11 protein-coding genes and 3 tRNA genes are annotated in these 9,513 nt (G+C 39.3%); 9 read left to right on the top strand and 5 right to left on the bottom strand.

Annotated features, from left to right (window positions below):
• The 6 genes from DWX84_RS21720 to DWX84_RS20210 all read left to right on the top strand — a co-directional run.
• The coding region (locus tag DWX84_RS21720) for a Fic family protein (RefSeq protein ID WP_370449841.1) at positions 1 to 330 on the top strand (330 nt) is incomplete at its 5' end.
• A 536-nt stretch (positions 331 to 866) separates the two neighbouring features.
• The gene (locus tag DWX84_RS20235) at positions 867 to 1,178 is read left to right on the top strand and encodes a helix-turn-helix domain-containing protein (RefSeq protein ID WP_117873933.1); all 312 of its coding nucleotides are present in this window, start codon (positions 867 to 869) and stop codon (positions 1,176 to 1,178) included.
• A gap of 39 nt (positions 1,179 to 1,217) precedes the next feature.
• On the top strand, positions 1,218 to 1,523 hold the full coding sequence (locus DWX84_RS20230) for a helix-turn-helix domain-containing protein (RefSeq protein WP_117873935.1): 306 nt from the start codon (positions 1,218 to 1,220) through the stop codon (positions 1,521 to 1,523).
• Between the two features lie 562 nt (positions 1,524 to 2,085).
• On the top strand, positions 2,086 to 2,238 hold the full coding sequence (locus DWX84_RS20220) for a helix-turn-helix domain-containing protein (protein ID WP_224202051.1): 153 nt from the start codon (positions 2,086 to 2,088) through the stop codon (positions 2,236 to 2,238).
• A 52-nt stretch (positions 2,239 to 2,290) separates the two neighbouring features.
• Entirely contained in the window at positions 2,291 to 4,270 is a 1,980-nt protein-coding gene (locus tag DWX84_RS20215) for an AAA family ATPase (protein ID WP_117873939.1), read from the top strand.
• On the top strand, positions 4,267 to 5,115 hold the full coding sequence (locus DWX84_RS20210; protein WP_117873941.1) for a hypothetical protein: 849 nt from the start codon (positions 4,267 to 4,269) through the stop codon (positions 5,113 to 5,115). Before DWX84_RS20215 ends, DWX84_RS20210 begins: the two co-directional genes overlap by 4 nt.
• A gap of 171 nt (positions 5,116 to 5,286) precedes the next feature.
• Here DWX84_RS20210 and DWX84_RS22030 read toward each other — a convergent pair whose 3' ends face one another.
• The 4 genes from DWX84_RS22030 to DWX84_RS20190 all read right to left on the bottom strand — a co-directional run bounded on the left by DWX84_RS22030 (position 5,287) and on the right by DWX84_RS20190 (position 7,579).
• Positions 5,287 to 5,622, bottom strand: coding sequence for a hypothetical protein (locus tag DWX84_RS22030; RefSeq protein ID WP_117873943.1), 336 nt, complete (start codon positions 5,620 to 5,622; stop codon positions 5,287 to 5,289).
• A gap of 27 nt (positions 5,623 to 5,649) precedes the next feature.
• Entirely contained in the window at positions 5,650 to 6,024 is a 375-nt protein-coding gene (locus DWX84_RS20200) for a hypothetical protein (RefSeq protein ID WP_117873945.1), read from the bottom strand.
• Positions 6,025 to 6,026: 2 nt separating this feature from the next.
• Positions 6,027 to 7,262 (bottom strand): site-specific integrase, encoded by a 1,236-nt coding sequence (locus DWX84_RS20195; protein WP_117873947.1) that lies wholly within the window; start codon positions 7,260 to 7,262, stop codon positions 6,027 to 6,029.
• 244 nt (positions 7,263 to 7,506) lie between these two features.
• Positions 7,507 to 7,579 (bottom strand) — tRNA-Phe (locus DWX84_RS20190).
• 199 nt (positions 7,580 to 7,778) lie between these two features.
• Here DWX84_RS20190 and DWX84_RS20185 point away from each other — a divergent pair.
• Positions 7,779 to 7,852 (top strand) — tRNA-Pro (locus DWX84_RS20185).
• 66 nt (positions 7,853 to 7,918) lie between these two features.
• Complete coding sequence (locus DWX84_RS20180; protein WP_005858707.1) at positions 7,919 to 8,593, top strand: HAD family hydrolase; 675 nt, start codon at positions 7,919 to 7,921, stop codon at positions 8,591 to 8,593.
• 5 nt (positions 8,594 to 8,598) lie between these two features.
• Here DWX84_RS20180 and DWX84_RS20175 read toward each other — a convergent pair whose 3' ends face one another.
• Positions 8,599 to 9,216 (bottom strand): RNA polymerase sigma-70 factor, encoded by a 618-nt coding sequence (locus tag DWX84_RS20175; protein WP_008777949.1) that lies wholly within the window; start codon positions 9,214 to 9,216, stop codon positions 8,599 to 8,601.
• Between the two features lie 123 nt (positions 9,217 to 9,339).
• Here DWX84_RS20175 and DWX84_RS20170 point away from each other — a divergent pair.
• A tRNA-Trp gene (locus tag DWX84_RS20170) sits at positions 9,340 to 9,412 on the top strand.
• Positions 9,413 to 9,513 lie beyond the last annotated feature (101 nt).

Below are 9,513 nucleotides of genomic sequence, written 5' to 3'. Positions count from 1 at the left end.
ATAGACAAGGAGGATAAAAAAGCAACTAAAGAGGACAAGTACCGCTCAACTACCGACCAAGTACCGCTCAACTACCGACCAAGTACCGCTCAAGTTCAAGAAATGATTCTTTCAATGAGTGACGACTATATGGCGATGAATGAAATTATGTCCAATATGGGATTCAAACATCGTACATCATTCCGGAAAAATTATTTTCTTCCTGCGTTGGAAGATGGTGCAATTGAACCAATGTATCCTGAACAGCCCAATCATCCGAAGCAAAAATACAGACTCACAGAATTAGCAAAAGAGTGGATAAAGAATAATTCAGACTATTCAAAAGGGTAAAAATGGCATCGCTGATTTGAAAGGATTTCCGACTTCGGAGGAAATCCAGTTTCCTGTAAGGACAAGGCGTTTTGAGCTGCTCGAAGTATTTTGAGCAGCCCAAAACATACCTTGCTGTGTTCAAGTGAACACAAAAATCATTTGAAGCATTGACAGAGAAAGATACTTTTATAAGATAACTTATCATATGAAGTTACCTTTGAGTTTAACTGATAAAACGTATGTATGGTCATACGTTAATTCAACTGACCATAATGTCATATGACCAATAATATGCTTTATCAGCCGTATGTATAATTGATAAGTCGTATGGCTGATAATACGGCAGACTGATAAGTTTGATATATTTTTCTGCTACAAAGTTCTCAGTATTGATGAGTTGATATGTAATCGGACTTTCAATACTAATTTGAAAATGTGATATAGGACAATGACTACCATATCAACGCAACACGCTGCCACTTTCAGGAAAACGATTGCCCGACAATGTATTATATATTCCTTTGTAGCAAAAGAAACAACAAAAGGAATACATTATGGAAATTGTATCAATCGAAAAAAGAACTTTTGAGGCAATGGTCGCAAGGTTCGACCGTTTTGTCAGCCGCATGGAGGCTATCTGCCAACGGCACGGGGAAAAGACAATGAGCGAGTGGATGGACAATCAGGACGTGTGCCGGATGCTCAGCATCAGCCCACGTACATTGCAGACGCTTCGGGACAATGGAACTTTGGCATACAGCCAAATCAATCACAAGACGTACTACCGTCCCGAAGATGTGAAACGTATCGTTTCCGTTGTGGAGGACAGGAGAAAGGAAGCAAGGTTCAAAGGAAAGACTATATGAACTAACTATAATAACAATACCCACTAAATCCAGAGTAACATGAATGAATTGATTAACAAGGACAACGAGTGGATAATCCACTTCATGGGCAGCCTCGACAGTCTGCTTGACCGTTTTGAGCATCTGACCGCCAACTACCGCCCGACACTGGGCGGTGAGCGTTTCTTTACCGACAAGGAGGTATCGGCACGGTTGAAGGTAAGCCGTCGGACACTTCAAGATTACCGTAATGAGGGGCGTATCGCCTATATCCAGTTGGGTGGTAAAATCCTCTACCGTGAATCCGACATCGAAAGGATGCTGAATGACGGCTACCGCTCCGCCTACCGACAGAGGGCAACCTAATTGGCAATCTGATTTTCTTAAAGGAGCGAAGTTTGCCGTCTGCCCTATGATTGCGGAGCGATGGACTTCCAACATAAAAGGAACGACTTACGGATGAAGCATCAATATCCTGCTTCGTCTGTAGGCCGTTCCTCTATATTCTCTGATTTCCGTCAGTCGCTTGTTTCCGTTGCCGGATGCTTTTTAAGCGTGTGGCTGGCAGTGGCAAGGTTTTCGGACTGAATACGCTCAAACTTGTTTGAGGAAGATTCTGCCCGAAACGGCTTTGCCGCCTGACCTTGCCTCTGCTGTCAAAGCCATACGCTACCTTCGCATCCGAGCATCGGAAACGAGTGGCTGGCGAGATGGACTCAACTATACCATAGGTTAGTTCCTCTGCCTATATACAGACAATATATCGAAATGTTAGACTTTGACATTTCTATTGAGTAAGTCGTGAAAACCAGACTTGGATATGACGAAACTTTTTTGTTTTTGAATCAATAAGTACTGAACGGTAGCCTGATCCAAAATAATTTCGTAACTTTGTGTTCAATTAACAGCATCGCAAATACAAGAGCTAGTGAAAGCCTTTGAAGGCTACAATGTAGATTTCAAACGCAGTGTACTTTCTAAGGTTAAGGAAATCTACGATGAAGTTGCGGGCTTCGCCAATGCTGCTGGTGGCTATGTTCTTATTGGCGTTGATAATGAGAATCTAATTAAAAATAAATAAGTTTTAATTGTGTGCCTACATTTAAAGTGCAATCTTAATATCCTGGTTAGCTATGACAACAACTATATTCTCTCCTGTCCAACAGAAAATGTTATTCAATCAGATTAAGGGATCTAATTTTTTTAATTCCTTGATAAATGATGGTAATTTCTTTGGCTTTCTGTCAAATATCTGGGATATAGATACATTGCCATCATCGGATCCTCGCTTTAATAATCTGAGAGGTGACATTCAACAACATATGTTTAACAATGATGATTGGGATTGTGATTATTTATTTTCTGAAGTACTTCAACTGTTTAAAAAGGAGGAGTTATTTAATAAGTTTATTATTGAAACCGTAAATCCGATTTATCATAATCATGACTCTCAACTTATTCTCGTTGCTACCATTAACGAGTATTTGCTTCCTAAAAAATACATTCTAAAGCCGTATGAGGTTAATGAGAATGGAGACCTTTCATATAAAATAGAGCCACACACGTCAATTATTGATGATAGCGCAGTAGTGGAAAATAATATTCCTTTTTTATTGGAACGAAGTCCACGAGGCTATGCACATAAACTTTCTTCACACTGTCAACCAAATAAATTTCCATCATTTGTCTTGGTGGTAGATCATTGGGATGATTACGGAGTAGAGTCCCGATTTGAACTGTTTTACTATGAATCTAAAGAGGGTTATACGCACATTGGTCCACTAAAGATAATTAACGTCAAGCAGGAATATACAGATTCAGAACATCAAAAATATCGTGTTCGCGACCTTATGGAAGATAGTTTCTATTCATTAGGCGAAAACGATTTCTGCTCAATTGGACAAACACAAGAATATTATGACAACCTTAAACAAAATTTCCCCAAGAAGTATCTCTCTATATTATGGGCCTTAAAGGATTGCGCCATTTTTTCATTTATAGAAGATAATTTTGAAAGACATCCATTTTTCCATAGTCTTATAAGAGACAATAGTGTAGAACGCATTCTAAGAAAAGAAAAATATCTAATTGATAATCGGAAAATATCAAGTTGTTATAGATTCTCTTATGAGTTTTCTCCCAAATATGCAGAGAATCCGATTCATATAGAGTTCTCTTTTGATATTAACAGTGCTTTTCAGCAGAGAGTTTTTGCCATAATAGGACAAAATGGAGTTGGCAAAACACAACTAATCACAGCCTTACCGCTTGATCTTGCAAAAGGGAGAGAGGATCTATTTGCACCACAAGTGCCATTGTATAGTAAAGTAATTGCCGTTTCAACAAGTCTATATGATAGTTTTGATGTGCCAAAGAATAGTGTGGGATTCAACTATATATATTGTGGATTAGCTTGTGGAAAAAAAGATAATAAAACGGTTTTAGCACCAAAGGAATTAAAACTGAAATTATTGGAAACTACAAAAACAATTAATGGCAGAGAACGGGCTGAATCTCTGAGAAATATACTATCTCCTTTGTATTCGGCAGATATAATATCTGCATTATTTACAACTCAAGAAGAAAAATTAAAAGTAAACCAAGCCCATTTAGTCGAAATTGTAGATTATATGAGTTCTGGAGAATCTTCGCTATTGTTTATATTTTGTAATATTGTTGCCAATATCAGGTATGATTCATTAATCTTGTTTGATGAGCCAGAAACACACTTGCATCCAAATGCGATAACATCATTGATGTCATCAATATATCAATTACTTGATGAATATCAATCGTATGCAATTATTGTTACACATTCCCCTCTTGTCATTCGAGAGATGAGATCTATCGGAGTGAGAATTATGGATAGGATAAATAATCTACCAGTAATTCGCTCCATTAATATGGAATCGTTAGGTGCAAATGTGTCAGCATTAGTCGAGGAAATTTTTGAGAACAAAAATATTCCTAAGTATTTTAAAACAAAAATTGATGAGTTAATATCGTTGGGGTTATCATATGATGATTTAATTTCGGCTTTACAATCACGCGATATTGAATTGGGCATTGGTCTTAAAATGTATATTCAACAACGATACAAGTTGCAAGTATGAGAAGAATTAAGAGTTATACCGGGGACGCATTCAATTTTCACAAAAAAGTACTGAATGCAAAAAAGGAAGGGAAAGCCAAGACTGTAGTTTCAGATATTGAGGAAACAATAAAGACTCAATTTGAATGTTATGATACCTGCTTTAAAGAAGACACACTTCAAAATTTGAAGGCAGCACCCGTCACGGACGAACAGAAAGAAGCTTTATTGAATATGTATTCATTTCAGATGAAGCCATTCCAAGAATTGCTTGCAGAGCTTACTACTGATGAACATAATCGAGTTTCAAAGTTATGCCCAAATTGTACAATTAATAATGTTCAATCTTTAGACCATTGTATCCCCAAAACAGAGTTTCCAGAATTTTCTGACAATCCAAAAAATTTGATGCAATGTTGTATGACTTGTAATGGGAAGAAGTCAAAAATTTGGAGGACTAAAACAGATAGAATATTTTTGAACTTATTTATAGATGAAATACCGAATCATCAATATCTTTTTGTCCGAGGAGAACTTATTGAAGAGACTCCAGTGTTTTCATTTAGATTAGAACAGCCAACAGAAATTAGTGACTTGTTTTATGCGAAAATTGTAGGTCATTATACAGGGCTTGATTTACTTAATAGATTCGCAGAAAATTCATCCGATGTTATTGACGAACTTATATTTATAATTAAGTCATTAATTGGAAACTCTATTCCTGCAGATAAGATAAAGAACAGTATTCTTGACGCAGCATCAAAACTGCAAGAGAAGTTCGGCACAAATTATTGGAAAGCTCTTCTTTATATTGAATGTGCCTCTAATAAAGAAATATACGACACTATAATCTCAAATGCTTTATGATCAGCCAAAAGTGAGCCAAAAGCCATAGATTTGATAGATTATAAATATATTGGGGAGTTCTTGACCGAACATTTTAGCGGACATTCCACGGAAAAAATGAAAGCAAAACGGAATATCACTCTATCTAGGGTTGGACATTGAGTGGATGTTGAATGACGGCTACCGCTCCGCCTATCGACAGAGGGCAACCTGATTTTCTTGAAGGAGCGAAGTTTGCCATCTGCCCTGTATTGCAGCAGCAATGGGTTTACAACAAAAAGAAAAGGAACGGCTTACGGATGAAGCATAGTATCCTGCTTCGTCTGTAAACCGTTCTTTTATACCCTTTAATTTTCCGTCAGTCGCTTGTTCCCGTTGCTGGATGCTTTTCAAGCGTGTGGCAGGCAGTGGCAAGTTTTTCGGGCTGAATACGCTCAAACCTGTTTGAGGAAGATTCTGCCCGAAACGGCTTTGCCGCCTGACCTTGCCTCTGTCATCATAGTCATACGCTACTTTCGCATCCGACATGGGGAATAAGTGGCTGGCGGAATAGGTTCAACTATACCATAGGTTGCTTCTTTTACCACAGGAAACAAACAGTGTTATTGGTGTCTCTTTTGTGGTAGCACTCATTTTACCGATTATAAACTGTCTGAACAGGATACTTCCTTTACTGCATATCCTGAATGCAACGGCTATAATCATTTCAATGCTATAAGTATCATAACTGATACCGTCCGGCTGTTTGATATATCTCCTCGTTTTTGTCTCGTCTAATTCCTTGTTCCTATAGATGGAACGACTCACCTTGCGAATATCGCATGAAAATACTCCGAACAAATCGGCAATCTCGTATTGCGTCATCCATATAGGTGCAGTCGGCATAGTGACCGCACCTGTTTTACTGATTGTTATTATTCCTCTGTCCATATCTATTGCATTACTTTTAACATCACGGACTTAACATTATTCATATCTCGCAGAATAGAAGAATCAAGTACACGGGCATAGTGCTGTGTCATTTTGATATTGGAATGACCGAGCATTTTCGCCACATTCTCAATACTCACACCATTGGCAAGGCAGACAGAGGTCGCATACGAGTGTCGGGCAACGTGTGTGGTCAAGGTCTTGTTTATCAGGCACAGATCTGCTATCTCTTTCAAGTAACTGTTCATTTTCTGATTGCAAGGAACAGGAAGCAGACAGTTTTTCTTTTGGCAAGCCGGATGCTTTGCGTATTTGCGGAGAATCTCCAGCGGAATGTCAAGCAGGGGAATGTTGCACATGTTCTTCGTCTTTTGACGAGGCTTGCGAATCCACAGGTTGCCATTAGAATCCTCCACGATATGTTCCGGTGCCAGTTGTTGCACGTCTATGAATGCCAATCCCGTGAACGCAGCAAAAATAAAAACATCACGGACAATGGCTATACGTTCCAACGGAAACTCCTTGTGATAGATAGTGAGTAGTTCGTCCATTGTCAAGAACTCACGGATAACCTCTTTCTCATGAAACTTTATGCCGATGAACGGGTCTTTGGTAATCCACTCGTTAGCAAGCGCAAGGTTGGTTATCTTCTTCAAGCACTTCATGTAGCGGATAACCGTATTCTGCTGGCATTCCTTCTCTGTTTTGAGGTAGAACTCAAAAGCACGCACCAGTTCGCCATTGACTTCCGACAATGGCAAATCCGCCTTACCGTATTTCAATTGGATAAGTTCGGCGAGATAACGCTTGCAACTCTCATAACGGCGAACGGTAATCAAGGCATAGTCCTTGCCGACAAGTTCACGGCATTGGTCGTTATGTTCTTGGATGGTTTGAATAAGGGTGCGGACAACCTCGGGCACCTGGTCTTGCCCGAAGAACTTTTCTTGCAGTAGGCGAGCGGTGATGAACTGTCCTTGTTTCTCCAGTTCATTGAAAGTCTGGTGGAGCTTAATTCTCGCCTCCTCAATATAGGCATTCAAGTCGCAGGATTTGCGGCTTTTCCCTTTGGCGCACTCCTTCGCCTGATTCCACAAGGCAGGTTCAATACTCTTGCGGATATTGTTTTCCACTCGCGCACCGTTCACGGTGATGCGCATACACACGGAAGCTTCCCCGTTTTTCAGCAGTTTGGCTTTCTTGATGAAGAAAAGCACATTGAATGAGTCTCTTTTCATGTTCCTACAGTTTTTTCGTTGTACAAAAGTAGGAAACCATGCACGCTTTCTTGATACGCAAAATGTTGCAAATCAGAGAGAAGTAACCTTATTCGGTGGAGATTCATGCTCCACCTATTTTGCTCCACCTTTTGGAACACCAGCAACCGTAATATTCTGCCGCTTTTTACGTTCCGTCGGAAAACAAAAAATCCCGATTCCGTTTGGAAATCAGGATTTTACTGTCTTTTGCTTTTCTTCTAAGTGGTGCCACCAGGAATCGAACCGGGGACACAAGGATTTTCAGTCCTTTGCTCTACCAACTGAGCTATGGCACCATCATGTCGTTTTGTATATCGTTGTTTCGATTACGGGTGCAAAGGTAGGTATTATTTTTAATCCAGCAAATGTTTTGAAAGAAAAATTCACAGGACAGTAAATTATCTATTTTTCCTGCAAAAAAATCCACTTTTCTCTTGCAGGTTCAAAAACAATGTGTACCTTTGCACCCGTAATCGAGACAACGATACAAAAAAACGGGATGTAGCACAGTTGGCTAGCGCGCCACGTTCGGGACGTGGAGGTCGGAAGTTCGAGTCTTCTCATCCCGACTCATCAAAAAGGCAAGAATCTTGAAAGAGATCTTGCCTTTCTTTTTTCAATCCTATTAATATCTAATGAATAACAAAAGGTATCAACATATATTGTTCGATCTGGACGGTACATTAACCGATCCTATGATTGGTATTACCAGTTCTGTAAAGTACGCCCTCTCCTATTTCAATATAGAAGTAGAAGATTTACGATCTTTATGCCCTTTCATCGGGCCACCATTAAAAACATCCTTTAAGGACTTCTATCAGTTTACAGATGAGCAAGCAGATGTAGCCATTGCTAAATACCGGGAATATTTTTCAAAACAAGGTATTTTCGAGAATACCCTGTATCAAGGTACTGATGAATTACTCCGTTTGCTTACCGAAAACGAAATGAAAATCTACTTAGCCACCTCAAAACCGCAGCCCTTCGCTCAACAAATTCTAGAATATTTCCACTTAGAATCTTATTTTACATTTGTTGGAGGAAGCACATTCGACGGAAGCCGTTCCGAAAAAGCGGATGTAATACAATATGTATTAGACAGCACCGATATAAAAACACGGTCTGACGTAGTCATGATCGGTGATCGTAAATATGATATAGAAGGGGCCAAAGCGAATAACATAGATTCAATAGGAGTCCTTTACGGCTACGGGGATGAAGAAGAACTAGCGAATGCCGGAGCAAACAAAATCGTTACTGATATAAAAGAACTATCATCTTTCCTTCTAACAGGGAATATCCCCATATAGAAAGCTTAAGCAGATCTATAAATCACATTAAAAATAAACATCAGCAATAAAGAGAATGAAATATTTGGAAAGCTCGGCTTCAACCGGGCTACCAATTTTTCTATAGCGATCTTCATCTGTACACGAACCGTACTCTCTTGAACCGATAATATTTCCGCGATCTCCTTCGTTTTCAATCCCTCCTCACGAGACATCAAAAACACAAGACGGCATTTCTCAGGAAGTTCGTCAATCGCTTTATCAAGCATCTCTCTCATCTCTTTTAACTCCAAATGCTCCTCCGGAGAACCCTCATCTTCCTCTTCCATTAATGGCAACAACTCATTTAAAGAAACCCTATTCAAGTCTTTATTCCTTGCTTGAAAACGAAAAGACTCGTTACGTACGGAAATATATAAATAGGTATCTATATTATCAATATCCTTTAATCGTTTCCGGGATTGCCAGACCGAGAAAAAAACATCTGTCACAACTTCACGGCATGCCTCCTTCTCGCCTAAACAATAATAAGCGAAGCGAAAAACCTGATCATAATATAAATTATAAAAACGTTCGAAAGCTCCCCTGTTATCTACCGACACAGATTCAAGCAACCCTTTGATATCTCGCACAAAAACTCCCACTCCTTTTTCTTTGATTTGGCAAACATACTAAATATAATCTAAATGCCTTTTTAAAAAGCAGACTATTTTTTCTCATATTTTACTTGCATATTCAAATTATTAAACTACTTTTGCACCCGCAATACGGAAGTAGCTCAGTCGGTAGAGCACTGGTCTCCAAAACCAGGTGTCGGGAGTTCGAGCCTCTCCTTCCGTGCATGAGCGGCAACACTATGAATATGTGTTGCCGCTTTTTTATTATTCTCCTTCTCTTCCCATTGCGATAAAAAGGCTCACCCGATAAATCAGGGGGAAAAT

This window comes from Parabacteroides sp. AF21-43, from assembly GCF_003635435.1.
Classification (GTDB): domain Bacteria; phylum Bacteroidota; class Bacteroidia; order Bacteroidales; family Tannerellaceae; genus Parabacteroides; species Parabacteroides distasonis.
This window is presented reverse-complemented; position numbering and strand designations above follow the sequence as displayed.